At 45.5% G+C, this 17,770-nt stretch carries 12 protein-coding genes and 1 pseudogene; 9 read left to right on the top strand and 4 right to left on the bottom strand.

Annotation, left to right across the window (positions count from 1 at the left end):
* The first annotated feature begins 33 nt into the window (after window positions 1-33).
* The 9 genes from AB4111_RS03535 (at window position 34) to AB4111_RS03495 (ending at window position 12,372) form a co-directional block, all read left to right on the top strand.
* A complete protein-coding gene (locus AB4111_RS03535) occupies window positions 34-1,092 on the top strand; it encodes an ROK family protein (RefSeq protein ID WP_442030494.1) in 1,059 nt (352 codons plus the stop codon).
* A gap of 43 nt (window positions 1,093-1,135) precedes the next feature.
* Window positions 1,136-2,359 (top strand): MFS transporter, encoded by a 1,224-nt coding sequence (locus AB4111_RS03530; RefSeq protein WP_442030493.1) that lies wholly within the window; start codon window positions 1,136-1,138, stop codon window positions 2,357-2,359.
* A gap of 21 nt (window positions 2,360-2,380) precedes the next feature.
* Complete coding sequence (locus AB4111_RS03525) at window positions 2,381-4,624, top strand: helix-turn-helix domain-containing protein (protein WP_442030492.1); 2,244 nt, start codon at window positions 2,381-2,383, stop codon at window positions 4,622-4,624.
* A gap of 232 nt (window positions 4,625-4,856) precedes the next feature.
* Window positions 4,857-5,231: a hypothetical protein gene (locus AB4111_RS03520; RefSeq protein WP_442030491.1), complete on the top strand. Its 375-nt coding sequence runs from the start codon at window positions 4,857-4,859 to the stop codon at window positions 5,229-5,231.
* A 396-nt stretch (window positions 5,232-5,627) separates the two neighbouring features.
* Window positions 5,628-7,229, top strand: coding sequence for an extracellular solute-binding protein (locus AB4111_RS03515; RefSeq protein ID WP_442030490.1), 1,602 nt, complete (start codon window positions 5,628-5,630; stop codon window positions 7,227-7,229).
* A 111-nt stretch (window positions 7,230-7,340) separates the two neighbouring features.
* The gene (locus AB4111_RS03510) at window positions 7,341-8,243 is read left to right on the top strand and encodes an ABC transporter permease (RefSeq protein ID WP_062834078.1); all 903 of its coding nucleotides are present in this window, start codon (window positions 7,341-7,343) and stop codon (window positions 8,241-8,243) included.
* A 39-nt stretch (window positions 8,244-8,282) separates the two neighbouring features.
* On the top strand, window positions 8,283-9,155 hold the full coding sequence (locus AB4111_RS03505; RefSeq protein WP_253434624.1) for a carbohydrate ABC transporter permease: 873 nt from the start codon (window positions 8,283-8,285) through the stop codon (window positions 9,153-9,155).
* A 244-nt stretch (window positions 9,156-9,399) separates the two neighbouring features.
* A complete protein-coding gene (locus AB4111_RS03500; RefSeq protein WP_442030489.1) occupies window positions 9,400-11,118 on the top strand; it encodes a hypothetical protein in 1,719 nt (572 codons plus the stop codon).
* Between the two features lie 288 nt (window positions 11,119-11,406).
* A complete protein-coding gene (locus tag AB4111_RS03495; RefSeq protein WP_442030488.1) occupies window positions 11,407-12,372 on the top strand; it encodes a sugar phosphate isomerase/epimerase family protein in 966 nt (321 codons plus the stop codon).
* A gap of 135 nt (window positions 12,373-12,507) precedes the next feature.
* Here the strand turns inward: AB4111_RS03495 and AB4111_RS03490 are convergent, their stop codons facing one another.
* The 4 genes and pseudogenes from AB4111_RS03490 to AB4111_RS03475 form a co-directional block, all read right to left on the bottom strand.
* Window positions 12,508-12,648 (bottom strand): LuxR C-terminal-related transcriptional regulator, encoded by a 141-nt coding sequence (locus AB4111_RS03490; RefSeq protein ID WP_442030487.1) that lies wholly within the window; start codon window positions 12,646-12,648, stop codon window positions 12,508-12,510.
* A 197-nt stretch (window positions 12,649-12,845) separates the two neighbouring features.
* Window positions 12,846-13,094: pseudogene (locus AB4111_RS03485) on the bottom strand (response regulator); the annotation flags it as partial.
* Window positions 13,095-13,141: 47 nt separating this feature from the next.
* Window positions 13,142-15,220: a sensor histidine kinase gene (locus AB4111_RS03480; protein ID WP_442030486.1), complete on the bottom strand. Its 2,079-nt coding sequence runs from the start codon at window positions 15,218-15,220 to the stop codon at window positions 13,142-13,144.
* Between the two features lie 386 nt (window positions 15,221-15,606).
* Window positions 15,607-17,643, bottom strand: a complete 2,037-nt coding sequence (locus AB4111_RS03475) for a serine hydrolase (protein ID WP_442030485.1) — start codon at window positions 17,641-17,643, stop codon at window positions 15,607-15,609.
* Between the last annotated feature and the right edge of the window lie 127 nt (window positions 17,644-17,770).

The raw sequence follows: 17,770 nt of genomic DNA, 5'->3' as shown, positions 1-17,770 counted from the left end.
ATTGGATATACAATATCTGAGGAGGGAAACGGGATGACAGAATCCGTGAAAAACGTAAGTAATGAGTATCCGTCTAATCAGGATGGTACGGTTGGAGGTGATCTATCCGGTTGGATTGCAGGTATTGATATTGGAGGCACCAAAACATTGATACTTTTATCATCACGACAGGCTGGAAGCAAAGTTCATGAACGTATCTTGCCTACGCGTGTCAGTGATCAGCCGGATGAGTTCTTCCGATGGTTATTCGCTGAACTGGACACGTTCTGCCGCGAAGTTGGATGCAGTCTGGATCGACTTTCCGGTGCAGGCTTGGGGTTCCCTGGTGTGATTCTGCAGGAGGAAGGGATACTTCGAAATGCTCCAGCTTTTCAGTGGCCTGAGCAAGATATTCGCCCTGTGATTGCGAAGTATTATAGCGGGAATATCATGTTGGATAATGATGTGAATCTGGCCGCAATGGGAGAATATGATCAAGGGGCGGCGCAGGGACATCAACACTGTGTGATGGTCACGGTTGGAACTGGCATTGGAGCTGCTCTTATCCTGAATGGACAACTCTACAGCGGACAAAATGGAGCAGCAGGTGAGATTGGGCATTTCATTGCAGGAGACGAAGGGCTTCATAAAGGTTACGTTGCAGATGCGGATTCCTTTGGCGTATTTGAGCAAGCGACTTCAGGTACGGGAATTACCGAACAAGCAAGACGTTATTTTAAGGATGGAAAGGGAAGTGCCTTTTCTCTGGTCATGAGTCTGGCAGGAGGGGAAATGGAGCAGATTGAAGCCAGACATGTATTCAAGGCAGCCGAATCAGGTGATGTTGCTGCACTTGAGATTCTGGAACTGCCTATGCGTTATATGGCTAGAGGTCTGGCGAATATTACGGCTTTACTGAATCCTTCCATGATTGTAATCGGTGGTGGCGTGGCAGCATCCAACCCATCCTATTATTTAAATGAAGTGCGAACACGCCTCGAACGTTATACCGTTCTGCCTGCACGTTTAGCTGTAGCTGAACTCGGTAATAGAGCAGGAGCAATTGGGGCATTGGCTGCAATCAGGTCGAGTCTAGCGCGCACATATCAATAGAGAATAGGTGAAGCTACTATAGAATTAAAGGATGGAGATCCGGATGAGAAGCAGACATATGAAGGCTTACACAGAGAAAACAAAAGCCGATTTCAATGATGCAAAACGTGTTTTAATCAAATTGCAGGGCCTGTATCTGTTTATGGGGCTTGCCGGGGGAATGTTTAACCCGTACATTAACCCCATTTTGGTTGCACAAGGTTTTTCCAGTAAAGAAACCGGATTTATCATGGCGTTTGGCACACTTGTATCTATTATTCTTCAACCTATATGGGGAATTCTGGTAGATAAATTTAAAAAGACACGGTTCGTACTGATAATAAGCCTGCTTGTTCCTGCATCGTTAGCGTACTTCTACAATATTCAAGTGTACATTGTATTAATATTGATTTATACTTTATGCACTATATTCCAAGTGACTCAAATACCTGTGGCTGACTCCTATGCGGTTACCGCAGCGAGAGCAGCCAACACCTCATATGGCATGATCCGACTCTTCGGGAGCATAGGAACGGGAGTTGGTGGATTTGCAGCAGGGATGTATCTCTCTCAGTTTTCCATTCACATGTTATGGCTGCCATTTCTGATGTTTAACGTTCTGAGCGCCATACTGGCAAGCACACTCCCCCGGCAGACGAGCATATCCTCGTCCTCGGTAACCTTCTCCGTAGGTTTGGCAAGATTGCTCCGAAACCGGACATTCCTTCTATTTCTAACAGGTTGTTTCCTGGTTAACCAAACGCTCACTGCGTTTAACTCCTTTTTTGTTATTTCATTTCAGATGGCTGGCGGTTCTGTAAAGATGACAGGTACAGCGCTATTGCTTGCATCGATCACCAATGTTCCATCCATGTTGGCAGCGGCATTCGTACTCCGAAAATGGGGACATGAACGGACGATGTTGCTTGCAGCCGGTGCGTATATGTTACGTTGGGGAATACAATGGCTATGGCCAACGCCTGAGGTGATGATTGGCGTTCAGGTGCTGCATGGGTTGTCCTTCGGATTCTTCTATATCGCAGCAGTGGAGTATGTGGCTTCGGTTACGGGACGGGAAATGCAGGCCACTGGACAAAGTTTATTTAACATGGTGTTTGCCGGCCTGGGCGGAATTGTTGGTAATATGCTTAACGGATATTTACTCGATTCCGGCGGTCCGTCACTGATGTATCTGGCTTGCACGATCAGTGCGGCTCTAGGATCGGTGATTCTGTATATCGTCAGCAAGCAGGCCAAAGAACAAAGAAGATCATACTCATTAGAATAGAGATGGAAGGAGTTGGAGCCTATGAAAGTAAATCTGAAGCGGAATTGGCACACCAAGTTGATGTATTCCTATTTTCCTATTTTTCTGCTTACGATTTCCATTCTGATCTTTCTCTCCTTCCTGATTGTCAACGAACTCTCACGTAACGAAACGCAAAAAGCCGACATGATCTCCACCCGCTATATCGTGGATACACTGGAACGCTCGCTAAGCGACATTGAACTGCGGTTGCTTGAAGACATTGGTGCGAACAAGACATACAGTCGTTTTTTGGAGGCCGGACAGGGACAATTATCGAGTCAGTTCATCTATGATGCGGCAAGCGGGCTGGGACGTATGCTGGATCAACAGGATATGATTCAATCCATTTATCTCTATCGCATGTCAGATTCCCAGATCCTCACCCCGAGAGGCATGATGCGCTTGGAAGATTTCGAAGATCGTGCTTATATTGAACAAGCCTTGAAAGATCGGGAGAACCTCGGTTGGAACCTGCCACGTGAATACAAGGAACGTTCCTTTGACGTACCTTCACAGGTGATTAGCATGAATAAGTGGCTTCCTTTACCGTGGGGCGGAGAAGGTCTGCTCGTCATTACGATCCGCATGTATGCAGTAGAACGGCAGATTGATAACATGACGAATGAAAAGTTATCTGTTCTTCAGGTTCGGGACAAGAGCGACAATCTGATCTATACAGCGCATCAAATGGACCCTTCAGCAGGTGAAATCCTTAATCGTGTGTCTTCCGACAAGCTTGGTCTGGTCTTCGAGAGTGGCATTCAATCCGGTCAACTGTATTCATGGGTATCACTTGTCTCTTATGTGTGGATCGGCATTGGATTATTAACGATTATTGGCGCTGTGGCGGGACTGATCTACATTACGCGCAGAAATACGCGGCCCATCCAGCTCATCATGAATCGAATTCAGGCGTTACAGCCACGTGCCGAGGAGGATGAAGCAGCTCCATCCGTCAAGGATGAACTGGCACTCATCGACCGTGCGTTGGAACATCTGATTGCTCAAACGGTTGACTATGAGAAACAGCATCATGAAAACCTGCTGATTCATCGCAGGCAGTTACTTGTTGATCTGATGGAAGGGGAGCGAATGGATTCGTTCCGTCAACGACTTCGCCATTTGCAACCGCTAGAGGAACGATTCATGGAACCGAAGAGTGTTGCTGTCCTCATTGCGGAGATGAATGGTGACGACCTCTCGACCAATCAGAATATTCTGAAGATCGCGCTTATGAATGTAGTGGAAGAACTTGTGCAGAACGAGACCCAATTCGGCGGTTGGGCTGAATGGTTTGGGAACCGAAGGCTTATTGTGGTGATTGCATCGGATGAACAGGAAGGATTGGACCGTGAATTGCTTATGGATCTGGCTAAGCAGATGCATATGTGGATTGCGGAAAACTTCCGTCTCCGGTTTACCTTCGGGATTGGACGAACCGTAACGGGCTGGGAGGAGATTACTCGATCCTATGCAAGTGCCGATGCAGGTTTGCAGCATAGACTTACCCTTGGTAAAGATGCGATCGTTCTCAGTGAGCAACTGCCGGATCGTATTGAGCTGCAATCGTACAAGTACTTGCAGATGCTCGCGGACTTTGTCCGTGAATTCAGGCTTACCAGTGATGGCTGGCGGACACAACTGGATCAGATGTTTGTTGCGTTCAGCGAAGATCAGATTACAGATAACGATATTCGCATGTTGCTGCAGGCGTTAATCCAGATGTTGTCCCGTGAATTCGGGGAGCTGTCTGAGCGGTTACAGAGCCAATTTGCCGAGGAAATCCTGACTCGTCTTCGCAGTGATATCCAGCAGGTAGAGACACTGGAGGGAATTCAAGACATTTTGCAGGAATGGCTGAAAGAGGTCTATCGCAATTATGTGTCTGTGAATGAGACGAAAAGTCATCGTGCGATGATCAACGAGCTGCGGATCTATATTGAAGAGCATTTTGATGATCCGGATCTGTCGCTAAAACATCTGAGTGATCGGTTCCAGATTTCGGGTAAATATGCGAGTTATTTGTTCAAGGAAGAGTTTGAGATGAAGTTTGTTGATTTTCTGGTGAAACTGAGGGTCGAAAAGGCCTGCCGTTTGTTGTCCGCATCCGATATGGCTGTTCAGGATATTGCTCTGCAAGTGGGTTATGCCAATGCCATCTCCTTCGGCAGAGTATTTAAACGGATTATGGGCGTGACACCAGGGGACTACCGCAAGCAAAGTGGAAAACAAGGGGATCAATAATGATATTGGTCGTGTTAGAACACCCGTTAGCGGGTGAAATCCAATAATCTTAGAGATATCTATGAAATCTCCTGTATGAGGGAATAAGGTTCATTCCTTATCGCCTTTGCAGGAGATTTTTTGGATGCTCAACCACGATCTTGGGCCAGTGTAGCTGGTATGTTAAGGAATTTTACGAATGTCCTATACTAACATTATGACAATCCATAGATGAATAGGACAGGAGTTGAAGATGATGTACAAATACGGACAGCAAGTGTGGGGAACGGTAGATATCAGTAAACGGGTTACCATCACAGCAAGCAATAACACATTTACATTTAATGTAGATAACTCGTCATATGCGATAACTATACCTGTTGGTACCTACACAACAAGTCAACAAAGGCATGAATCCGAACTTATTCAGGCCATTTCGAAGGCAGGGGCGGCACTGAACATTCCAGTACGATTTATTTTGGGCGGCATGCATTATGATGAGAAGTATAATGTATTGATTTTGGAACATACGGACACGAGCAACGAACATGTTATCGATCAATTTGCGGGAAATGCCATCGATACGTTGTTTGGTCAAGTGAAGTTTAATCTTCCGCCGAGGAATTAGTGAGTTCAATCGTTCTACAAGTGTTGTTAAACAAGGAGATCACATAAGATGTGGTCTCTTTTTCTTTCTTTTGAAGAGAGATTCAATGGAAAAAGGATTATTGCAAGCTGGGCGATGCCAGATTGCGTATGAGAATCCTACGTAACGCAACATATTGTGTTAATATAATTAACATAGATGGCGTGAAAATTGTATATTGTCAGGAAATATGTTTATATATCGCGGGATTTGACGTAAAAATCGTGAATTTTACATTTTGAAAATAGTTTATTGTCTAATCATTAGACCGTATGTAATGATTAGTGACATTCACAGGTGCAACGAAATGCACGGAACAAAGTGGAGTGGCAATCATGTGAATCCATATCAGAGTGTGTGCGAAAGGGGAAAGGTCAAATGAGATTATTTCAAAGACGTAAGGCAGGCAAGGCAAGTTCAATCCTCGCAGTGGTAACAGCATTCACTCTATTATTATCCGCATGTTCATCAGGAAGCGAATCTGCATCTTCATCAGGAGAATCAGGTTCGGGGGAAAAAACGACTTTGAAAGTAGAAATCTTCGACCGGGGAAATACTCCGGCAGGCTACACCATTTCGGACAGTTATCTGACTCGCTTCATTCAAGAGAAGTTTGGTGATCCAAACAACATCGATGTTCAGTTTGTTCCGGTACCTCGCTCGGAGGAAGTACAGAAGCTTAACGTTCTGATGGCGAGTGGCTCTGAAGTACCTGATATCGTATTTACCTACGACTCGGGAACATTCAACCGGTATGCAGAGCAAGGAGGTCTGACTGAACTTACCGATCTGCTCAATCAAAGCGGCCCTAATCTGAAGAAGTTCCTGGGAGATGAAACACTGGCCTACGGTCAATACGATGGGCAACAGTTCGCGGTTCCAGGTAAACGTCTTGTACTTGGCAAGTACGCATCCTATGTTCGTCAGGACTGGCTGGACGCACTCGGATTGCCTTCACCTGAGACAGCTGAGGAGTTGCATACAACATTGAAGGCCTTTAAGGAAAAAGATCCGGGTAAGGTTGGCACAGGACTTATTCCTATGGGGATGTCCATTGCTTCGGCTCAATATGAACCTCTGATCTGGTCATTCATTGAACCGCTGACGGAAGAACAAAAATATACATTAACTCAACAACTGGGTTCCAATGACTATCCAACGTTGTTGCCTGGTTTCAAGGACGCCCTGAAATATATGAACACACTGTATAATGAAGGTTTGATGAGCAAGGACTTTGGACTCGACAAAGACAAGAAAAAGCTGTGGGAAGATGTATCTAACGGCAAAGTTGGATTCTACACCGAGGATGCAGGGGAGATTTACATCTCCGGTACGTACAAAAACCTGCAAACCAATCAACCTGGTGCAGTGATCACACCGATTGATGCATTCAAAAACTCCGAAGGCAAATTCGCCAAACCGGCATATGCTCCCAATGCGATGTATGTCATGATTCCAAAATCAAGCAAAAATGCGGAAGCAGCGATGAAGTACCTGGATTGGATGGCTTCAGGCAACAACTTGTTCGACCTGCAATTCGGTGTTGAAAATGAGAACTATGAGCTTGTGGATGGTGTGCCACTGATCAAAGATGATGCTTCTCCTGAAATCGCAGGTCGTATCTATAATTCCGGTGACATTGCCATTATCGTCAATGGTAAATACGTTGGGGATGACAAGAAAAATGAAGAGGCTTATGTCGTACAGGTAGAATCGAAGTATCGGGATGATATGCGCAAGTCGGTAGCCATTTCCAACACGGACACGATTCAACCGGTACGCTTCTCCAAACCTATTGATGCAGAAGCGCGCTATGGTAACGGCCTGAAAGACAAATTTATGGAGTTCTTCGTGAAAACAACCATTTCCAAACCAGCTGATTTTGAAGCTACGTATGACAGCATGATGAAGGACTACATGGCAAGCGGTGGGCAAGCGATCCTGGATGAACGTACAGAAGCTTACAAAGCGATGAAATAAGTAGAGTAGAGATCACATCCAATGTGTATGACAACAAAGAACAGGGATTTCATTAGGGCGATGGCAACATCGCCTTGATGAAGAATCCTGAATGACATGGGGGGAAGGTTTATGAAAACAAGCATCTATTTCCGCAGAAACTGGCAACTATATGCGTTGCTCCTACTGCCCATGATCTACTTCATTATTTTCAAGTATGGGCCAATGTATGGCGTGCAGATTGCGTTTAAGGATTTTAACTTCTTTCAAGGGATCTCTGGTAGTGAGTGGATTGGCTTGGATGCATTCAGAGAAGTATTTCAAAATCAGGGGTTCTACACTGCATTACGCAACACGTTGGTACTAAACATGCTGGATTTATTGGTTTCCTTCCCGGCGCCGCTTATACTGGCCATCTTATTATTCGAGCTGAAGAAGGCCTGGTTCAAAAAGCTGGCACAGACGTTGCTTTACATTCCACACTTTATCTCGTGGGTTATTATTGGAGGGATCGTGCTTCAGGTATTCGGTACGCAGTCCGGTTTCATCAACAATATCTTGATGAGCATGGGATTTGATCCATTGCCATTCCTCTCAGACAAAAACTATTGGCTCTTCACGTATCTTGCGGTAGGCGTGTGGCAGAGTGCAGGCTGGGGTACGATTCTGTATCTGGCATCCCTGACAGGCATTAACCGGGAACTGTACGAAGCGGCAGAAGTAGATGGAGCAAGTCGGCTGCGCAGAATCTGGCACATTTCCTTGCCCGGCATCAAAACGACGATTGTTACTTTATTGATCATCAATGTCGGCAACATGATCTCCATCGGGTTCGACCGACCGTTTATTATCGGAAATGTGGCTGTACGTGAATACTCGGATGTGCTCAGCACGTTTGTCTATCGTGTCGGTTTACAATCTGGTCAGGTCACGCTCGCAACAGCTGTAGGTTTGTTCCAGGCCTTAGTTGGACTTGTCTTCATACTCGGAGCAAACTATACGTCCAAGAAATTGACCGATGAGAGCATTATGTAGTGGATTTGATTCACATATGATCTGTAAGGAGTGAGTGGGATGTCTGAAAACACGGCGAATCGAATATTCAACACGGTAAACGTCATTCTTATTATCATTACGATGGTGCTGTGTCTTGCACCATTCATTCATATTATTGCGATCTCGCTCAGCTCGAACCGGGCGATCGGTTCAGGAGAAGTTTCCTTTTTCCCCAAAGAGTTATCCTTTGAGGCATATACCAAAGTATTTGCAGATGGATCGATGATTCGTTCCCTCATCTATACTATTTGGCTGACCGTCCTCAGTACGGTGCTAAGCATGGCGATGACCATTGCAGCGGCATACCCGCTGGCGAAGAGTAATCTGAAGGGGCGCAAGTGGTTTATGCTTGTCATTGTGGTGACGATGTTCTTCAGTGGAGGTATTATTCCCGAGTACATTCTGATCAAAAATCTGCATCTACTCGACAGCACATGGGGACTTATTCTGCCTGGATTGATTAGTCCGTTCTATATGATCATTCTCATTACCTTCTTCCGAGGTATTCCCGAAAGTCTGGAAGAAGCAGCGGGCATTGATGGAAGCAGTCACTTCGGAACACTTATGCGCATTATTTTGCCGCTATCTCTTCCGGTTATGGCAACACTGAGCCTATTCTACGCGGTAGGACGCTGGAATGGTTTCCAGGATGCACTCATGTATATTACCAAGCCTGAACTATATCCTTTGCAATTGAAATTGTATCAGATGATTCAGCAAAACCAGATTACAGAATTGATGCAGAATGAAGGCATTGGTGCCGTTAAGGTCCTGCCTGAGAGTCTGAAAGCAGCCAGCGTTATATTCTCCACGTTACCGATCCTGCTGGTGTATCCGTGGTTGCAGCGGTACTTTATCAGTGGCGTAATGGTAGGTGCTGTAAAAGGTTAATAGAGGTTGTTCAAAAAGTTCACTTTTGATTACGAATGATGCCTAGTGGCATCATCAGCATCGAATATGAAATTCAGCCGAAATAAGCGGGAGGCTTACGAAGTATGTTTCCTTCGGAAACATTGTAGTTGCTCACGTAGTTGTCCTACGCTCCGCTACTCCATTTCTAGCTTAATTCCATCTTCTTGGTACTGAAAACTGATCTTTTTGAACACGCACCTATAGTCTCGGGAGGTTGCATGACATGACACAACGAATAGTAGAGAAGATGTCAAAAGAGCAGCAGTATCTTGTAAATCAGTCCATGTTGATGATGGATAGCTTCTATGATAAAGAATTGGATCTGCTTCGGAGTTTTGAAGAGGAGGATTCATCGCAGCACAGCACACGAGCCAGCGCACATTATGCGCTAGGGTTGTTGATTCGAAGTGAGCCTGGTGATGTGGAACGCGCGATACGAGTGTTCCACAAGGTGCTCGATGTTCAATATGACGCTCCGGATGAGATCTATCACGGAACCTTCGCGACCCGGCCAAATGATGCGCATCCACCAGCGGGTCACTATGCTTGGAAATCTTTTGCGCCAGGCACGTCCTATTTCCTGGAACGCACCTTTGAGAAGGTGTCTGCGCAGTTTATCCATAAACTACAGGAAGATGGATCTCTGCTCACAGAGACGGCAGATTCCAAACAACTGAAACGCCTGTTTCATTCGGCAGTGAATCAGGTCCTGCCACCGGTCTGGATCAGCTATGATCCCAACTGGCGCGAGTTTATCGCTTGTGTCTGTGTGGTCGTAACTGCCGAATTCTCCGAACTTATGCCAGATACACTCATGAAACGAATGGACCATGCAATGGAATTGGCTGTTCAAGGGTCAATAGAGCGAAGGTTATCCGACGTAATCCCAATGAACACCAATATTGAGTTAATGCATATTTTCATCACCCACTACTACGGCCATCGCTTGAACCGAACAGAATGGATTCAGCATTCGGACGAACAGGCAGAGGGAATGATGAAGGAGTTTGAACAGTACGACGGTACATTCGCTGAATTCAATACGACAACGTATTACGGGGTGGATCTCTCCGTGCTTGGCATGTATCGAAAGTATGGACTCACCCAACGTTTAGTTGAAATTGGACACCGGATTGAACACGGGCTGTGGAATAACATTGCGCTATATTACAATGCCAACCTGGAGAATCTCTCCGGCCCATTCTCTCGGGCGTACGACATGGAGATGCGAGAGCATAGTTCGATCGGTGTATTTATCTATCTTTTGCTCGGTGAAGGCTATGAATATCTGGCAGGAATCAACTGTGAGTCAGGTCATGATCCACTGATTGCGCTCCTTGGGGTGGATGTACCCGCGGAAGCCGTGCCGTATTTCAAGGCTCATCAAGCGGATCGGCTTGTGCAGAAACAGTTCATGGAACTGTGTGAGCGCAATGATCCAACGTCCAATCGGAATCTATGTACTGCCAAAGCATGGATTGGTGAGGACCGGATGATCGGGGCCATGTCGGGAAGTGTGAATACCAACGGCCAGATGCATCCCGCCACAATTCACTGGCAGACGGAGACGGGGGAGCGTTATTATCTCCGCTTGATCCGCCGTGAGGTAGGAGAGGATTGGAACAGTCATCTGCACGGAGTGACGTTCGATGCGGATCTCACGCCGGATTCGTTAACCATTGATGTGGAGCTGGATACGGCGGAAGAGATCGATGTTTATTTTGAAATCAGGGGGCCATCCCTTCGTCAGCAGGACATTACACCAGCATTATGGCAGTTCCCTGGGCTTACGTGTACCGTGAAGGCTGAAGCCCCTGAACCATCCGTATTAATGTATGTGAATCATGCGGAGATCATCTATCGTTATGTGCCTGGGCAGACTGCTAACCAGATGAGATTTGAATTGACTCTCCGTGAAAACAATGGACAGAGGAATGAATAGATATATAAGATGAACTGAACATTTACACGAGAACGAAGAGTGCAGAACCGATCTGAAGAAGCGAAGCGTTCGCCTGAAAGCTTTCTGCAAGAAAGCTGCATCGGAAGCATAAGCTATCTCCGGATTTTTCCCTTTGGAGAAGGAGATCAAAAAAATCTGGGGATAACAGCGATCGGAAGATGGTACTGCAATTGGAGTGATCTAGTCTAAAGTTTATTGGTTCAACTTATATAGATAGAGCTAAATGGAATATGAATAGGAATGAAATGAGAGACAGGAGGACCAATCATGTACACGGACAAGCAGGAATATTCGTTTTCAACATGTTGGAACATCAAACGTCATACGACCGGACAAGGCATGATTGAAGAGATCAAGTCTCTTGGATTCAGACAGGTGGAATTGAATTATAACGTTACGGAAGAGATGCTGCAGACGATAGAACCGATGATTGAACGGGGAGAAATCGGTGTATCCAGTGTGCATAATACATTCCCGCATGTGGCTGATCCGGATTATGGGACGGATTCCGTCCTGCTCGGATTCGATGATGAGCCGCGCCGTAAACGAGCGATTGAACTGTTACTTCGCTCAGCCGAGTACGCACATCGTTATGGCGCCAAGGCTGTTGTTGTACATCCGGGTGAGGTGCCGTTTGAATACAATATAGATAAAGCGTTGAAAAAGATATACCACGATCAGGGGCCGGACTCCCCGGCGTATCAATCTTTATGGCAAGAGATGCTGGAGAAGCGGGAAGATGGCAGCGCACATTACCTGAGCCGGATTCAGGAGAGTCTGGAAGAGGTATGTGATTTGTCGGAGCAGCGAGGATATGGAGTGAATTTTGGTATTGAGACCCGTTCGCGCTGTTATCAGATGCCGACTTTGCACGAAGCGGGAACGATTATTGGACGCATGAAGGGCGCGCCGCTTGGTCTCTGGTACGATATTGGTCACGGCATGATGATGGATCGAATGGGGCTGTACGATAATGTACGTGAGGCTAACGCGTTGATTGATCACGTGGTTGGCGTGCATATTCATGAAACCGTAGGGTTGGCAGATCATTGGTGTCCATACATTCATAGTAAAGACATGACCTTTTTTGATTCATTTTTGGATATTATTGATCGTTCGCCGGTGAAAGTATATGAGTTAAAAGCCGCGTGTACACCGGAAGAGATCGATAAGAGTCATGGGCTAATCACGGCTCGTATTGCTGAGCGTCAAGCGGCACGTCAGCGCGGATAGGGAGCACACGCACCAAGCATGAATGCCCCTTATAGGAAAGTAATTAACAAATAGAGCGGTTAAGAACCAACCTCAGGTTGCATTACAAGGGTGTTCTGCCGCTCTTTTGTTGTTCTTTTAAAGTGGTGAATGTTTTTAGCGCTTCTCAGGGAGTGTTACGTCACCGAGAATACCTGCCTGATAGCCTTTGACAACAGCCCCGATTCTGGATTTAACACCAAATTTCTGTGTAATAGAGGTGATATGATACTCCACTGTACGTTGGCTGAGCGCCATATCCTGTGCAATTTCTTATTGGTCATCTCCAGTGCAATACGGTTAAGCACTTCGCGTTCTGTTGCAGTGAGTGATTCCTCTAGATTAGAGGACAACATGGTCTCTGGAACAAGCACATGACCCAACATACTTTGGTGAATGGCGTTGATAATCTGTCCATATGTTGCTTGTTTTGACAAGTAGGCATGGACGCCCAGATCATAAGCCTTCAACTGGAATTCGTGATAGTTGTACCCGGATAACAATATAATTTTGACGGATAACCCGTATTGATCTTTCAATCTTCTTACAACCTCAAAACCATCAAGCTGGGGCATGCGGATATCCATGACGACAACATCTGGTCGCAACGCCTCTACTTCGGATAAGAAAAGCAAAGGATCGCTGAAAGTCTTCATTACCTGTATGCCGGGTTCGCGGTTTAAGCGGTTGTTGAGACCTTCCATAACCAGAGGGTGATCATCAAGCAATACGACTGTAATGGGTTCGCTCATTATTCAGTAGCTCCTTTCTTTAGAGGCAAACGAATGTTGATTGAGGTTCCTTTGCCAAGGCTGGAATGTATGGTGAATTCTCCACCGAGATGCTGAATGCTGCTTTGTATGGATATCAGACCGAAGTGCCCTGTTGCAGGATCAAATGTGGTATGAACGTTGAACCCCGAGCCGTCATCGTATACTTGGAGAATTAAGTCATCATCCCTTCTATGTACCTGAATGGAGCAAAATGATGCCTGTGCATGCTTCATCACATTCATAATAAGTTCACGGATCGTCCGAAAGACGGTGGATTTCAGAGGTTCGTGCTTTAACTCTTCAGAGAGGGCGTTATAGTTTAGTTCCATTCTGATACCACTTTGTATTTGAAGTGTACGGATGAGCCATTGCAACGCTCCCTCCAGGTCACTTCGATCCATAATATGAGGGTAGAGATCATCACACAATTGACGTATATCTCTCTGGGAAGCATACAGGCACTCCAGCCAAACAGCCGTTTGGTCCTTATGCGTTTCTCCGGTATCGTGTAATTCCTCCAAATCACGAGACAGGAAAATCAGGTTTTGTAGCAGTTGGTCATGAAGGAAATAAGAGGTTTTCATACGCTCTGCCTGTTGGGCTTCCATCATAATATCATTGAACTGCCGATGACGGCGTATCTGGTGTTCATGAAGAGCTGTCTGATCTACACGGTGTTCATATCGCTTCTGCAGATCAGATAAGAGTTTGCCACTGATGAGCATTCGAATCGCTTCCAGCCTGCCTTTATCAATGATCTCCTGCTCTTCTGCTGAAAAAAAGGTGCGATTTTCTTTGTGACCAATGCCTAGAAATCCTATCATCTCCGTCGTTGGTTCACCTGAAAGCTCCCAAACCTGTGCCAAGTCATATTTCTGTCGTAAAACTTCAATATCCAACGCCTCGTTATCGATATTCTGAATGGAAGCAAAAACCCCTGTACCTTCCTGAGAATATCTGTGCTTATCATCAATCCATATGACAATGACGCCTTCAATATCCAGCATCTTGTGGAACATCTCGGCAAACACGTGAATCATGTCCCGCATGTTTTGCTGCTCAGCCATTCGCACAGTCAACCGTAGTTGCTGGTGTTCCAGCCAGTCCTTATTGAGTTTGTTTTTCTTACGTGAGCGGGTGAGCGTGTACTGATACGCCCAAGTGATCAGCATAAACGAGACGAACAGCAAGCTGATATGAATTAATGTTTCCAGGTGAGAAGCAGCCAGAAATAGTAAAAATACGATCAGCATATATAGTACATGAATCATCAATCTTGGCATAACCAGTTTGAAATCAAGCATACTCCGTTGTACAAGTACATATGTAAATATCCATGATAAAGGCAGAAATCCAATCAATGTGTACTCAACAGGCAACAACGGTTCTCCTTGCAGCAGGGTTGGAATGGCAAAACAGATGATGAAGGGAACCAGGCTAACCATGATTCCTGTTAACAAGAGCAATAGCTGGTTCTGCTCCTTACGATTGTAGCTTTTACGATGAACCCATGTCATCCAGATTAAGATCAGAAGGGTTGCGCAAAGAATAAAGTTAAGCAGATTGGTTGGACCAGACGGTGTAACAGGAGTACTGACGGTGGTAACGCCTTGAATAAACTGAACATCGGTCATCATCCACTGCTTGATGTATAGAAATGCCAGGCTTGTAGAATAGGCAATGGCAATACCTCTGCTAATGAATAATAACCATCGGAACCGATGCAACCGGGTACGAAATACAAAAGAAACATAAAATGCGGTTAAGCAGTAAGGTAACCATGCAGCACAAAAGGCCAGAATATAATTGGATAAAGGTAACTGGGATGTGTATATCGTCAGTATACATATGGACATGGATAGGTTAAGCAGGTAGAACAGACGCATCACTCGTGAACCGGGTTGGTTAAACAAGGCGTAGTTTCCTGTCAGCAATAGCAATAATTCCAAAATGGATGAGAATCCGATGTTAAACCATTCACGTGGTCCAGGCTTCATTGTATGTGCGGATGCCTGACCGCTAGAATTCTCAACGCTAATGGTATAGGCTTCAGTCACTAAGAATTCACCTTTTTGATGGAGTAATCGGACTTCTCCTTTGGATTCCAACGAGATAACAGTGTCACCCGATCTAATCCCGGATGTATATGCTAAACCTTGAGGATCTACATCATGTACTGCCCAAGAATTAGAGGCATTTGGTGTTAACGAAAGACCGATATAAGGATTAAAAAATGAAGAGATATGTATATACGTGGCTGTCAGTATAAAGCACAACATCGTGACAAACCAAACAGAACTAAATTTATATGTGGTGACTCTATGTAATGAATTTCTTAATTCCATGCGAGTAATCATCCGTTCTTATGATGTGTATCATTGGTATATGATGTGAAAAAGCAAGCCATGAAGCAATGTCATGGCTTGCCGTGCATCACTCTATGTTAATGTAGCAGAGTGCCTAACATTTTGTACATCAAAACTGATGATTCCTGTCTGAGCATAGGCTGCTTCGATCTATAATCCACAGCACCGCTGCTGGATATGGATACTTCTGGACCGTAGAGACCTAAAGCGACTACAAATTGAACACCTTCTTTAGCCCAACGATCCTGTGAACCGGCAAGATTGGCAGTTACGGCAGGTGCACCAAGTAGTTGTTGAGCCGTTCTCGAAATAATCACCGCGGCCTCTTGCCTTGTTATAGCTTGGTCAGGATGGAACAATCCACGGGTATTTCCTTGCACAATACCCAGTTCAAGGGCGGTTTGAATGTAGGCGGCATAAGGACTTGATTGGGTGTCTTTAAATTTTGGTGATTGAGTCGAAATCGACATCCCGCTTATGCCTACGACCTGTGTTACAAACTCTCCACGACTTACAGGCTTCTCAGGTTCAAATCGGGATTGATCCTGTGGATACAGGCCAATCTGTGTTAAGCGATAGATGTACGGAGCATAAGGATGGTCTTCTGGCACATCTTCATAGGGCTTGGCTTCAGCCAATTTTTCGGACCAGCTATCTGACTTGTTGTAATAGAAATAAGAGATTTCACCTGACTGATTTTTTTTGAAACCAGCGAGTTTACCGTCATCATCCATGAACAGCATGTCCTTAACGGGGGTTAAGTTGTGAGTGCCATAAGCGTCTATCACCTGAAGTCCTGTCTCTGTTGCTGAAACATCATACAACCATGCGGGCAAGCGGATATCCCGATACAGTCCCTCGTAGGTACGGAGTGAAGACTCGGGTACAATATAATCGGCATAATGTGTTTCGTTGTTTGGATAAAAATGATCCATAAATGCTTGAAAAAGCGCTTCTCGCAGATCAGATCCATCACTGTTGGAGACGACAAATAGTCCGGTCTTCTCGTTAGGCAACAGCCATAGATTGGAGTGGAAGCCCGCAAGATCGCCTGCTTTACTCACGACTTTCCGTCCATGATTATATTGCGAATAGGTGGATTCGAATCCATAACCTGTGCCGGGTATATCAGGGTGTATGGAGACATCCAACGTTTGCATGTCCTGGACGGATGCAGGTTCGAGTATACGTGCACCCTGGTATGAACCTTGATTGAGCTGCGCAAGCATAAAATGAGCCATATCCCGTCCAGTCGTAATTAATCCACCCTCAGGTGAGCTATCGGGTACATTGGGATATTGCGGTAATGCCTGCCCTTCAGCGCCATAAGGAGTCGCGAGTTTACTGAGCGAGTCTTTGCTTAGTGTAAAATGGCTATCCGACATACCGAGTGGCTGGAAAATATGCTGTTGTACATAAGTCTCAAACGGAAGTTTGGACTGTTTCTGAACAATGTAGCCCAAGAGTGCATAGCCGTAGTTGTCGTAACGGAAAACTTCTCCTGGCGTGCGGACAACGGACGGTTGGTGGTCTTTGATGAATTGCTCAAGCGGATAAGAACTTCCCAGCTCTCTGTCTGTAGCTGCTGCATCTGTGAAATCAAACCCGCTGGTGTGGGTCATCAGATGTTCCAATGTTAACGCTGTTCCGGTATGGTTGGTCAGATCAAGACCATCTGTGTATGTGCTGACATCCTCATTAAGCTTTAATTTTCCTTGCTCAACTAATTGCATAATGGCGGTTGCTGTCAGCGTTTTGGATATGGAGGCTACACGAAATAGAGTGGAGTCGGCATCGACTGGGATTTGTTTTGCCACATTGGCATAACCATATCCTTTATTCAACACAATCTGTTGATCGTGAACAACGGTGACGACAGCCCCTTTCAGAGCAGACTTCATTTCAGGCTGGGAGAAGAACTGATTGATGAACGATTCCGTTTCCTGAGGGGTTACCTGGTGAAGGGGGAGACTATTCTCTGCCGATACACTGGTTATTGTGGTGAAACTTAGAGATGCAACCAGGAGGATGTTGGCTAAAGTACGTTTCCACTTGTGATTCGATTTGTAGTTCTGTTGTTGTTGAGCTGGACATGTTGCTACGTAAGATTTCATGAAATTCTCCTTTGAGTTGAGAGATGTTGGCTCTCTTACATTTAAGTACATCTATAATCTATCAGTTCGAATGTTATTGCGATTCCGTAGTACGCACTTATTATGGCAGGACTTCCGCAAACCTTTT

Source organism: Paenibacillus sp. 2KB_22, assembly GCF_052115745.1.
Lineage (GTDB): Bacteria > Bacillota > Bacilli > Paenibacillales > Paenibacillaceae > Paenibacillus.
This window is presented reverse-complemented; position numbering and strand designations above follow the sequence as displayed.

Coding starts and splice junctions, on each gene's coding strand:
- AB4111_RS03475 (WP_442030485.1), bottom strand. CDS start 17,643: ATGAAATCTTACGTAGCAACATGTCCAGCTCAACAACAACAGAACTAC.
- AB4111_RS03525 (WP_442030492.1), top strand. CDS start 2,381: ATGAAAGTAAATCTGAAGCGGAATTGGCACACCAAGTTGATGTATTCC.
- AB4111_RS03505 (WP_253434624.1), top strand. CDS start 8,283: ATGTCTGAAAACACGGCGAATCGAATATTCAACACGGTAAACGTCATT.
- AB4111_RS03510 (WP_062834078.1), top strand. CDS start 7,341: ATGAAAACAAGCATCTATTTCCGCAGAAACTGGCAACTATATGCGTTG.
- AB4111_RS03490 (WP_442030487.1), bottom strand. CDS start 12,648: ATGGCGCTCAGCCAACGTACAGTGGAGTATCATATCACCTCTATTACA.
- AB4111_RS03500 (WP_442030489.1), top strand. CDS start 9,400: ATGACACAACGAATAGTAGAGAAGATGTCAAAAGAGCAGCAGTATCTT.
- AB4111_RS03495 (WP_442030488.1), top strand. CDS start 11,407: ATGTACACGGACAAGCAGGAATATTCGTTTTCAACATGTTGGAACATC.
- AB4111_RS03535 (WP_442030494.1), top strand. CDS start 34: ATGACAGAATCCGTGAAAAACGTAAGTAATGAGTATCCGTCTAATCAG.
- AB4111_RS03520 (WP_442030491.1), top strand. CDS start 4,857: ATGATGTACAAATACGGACAGCAAGTGTGGGGAACGGTAGATATCAGT.
- AB4111_RS03515 (WP_442030490.1), top strand. CDS start 5,628: ATGAGATTATTTCAAAGACGTAAGGCAGGCAAGGCAAGTTCAATCCTC.
- AB4111_RS03530 (WP_442030493.1), top strand. CDS start 1,136: ATGAGAAGCAGACATATGAAGGCTTACACAGAGAAAACAAAAGCCGAT.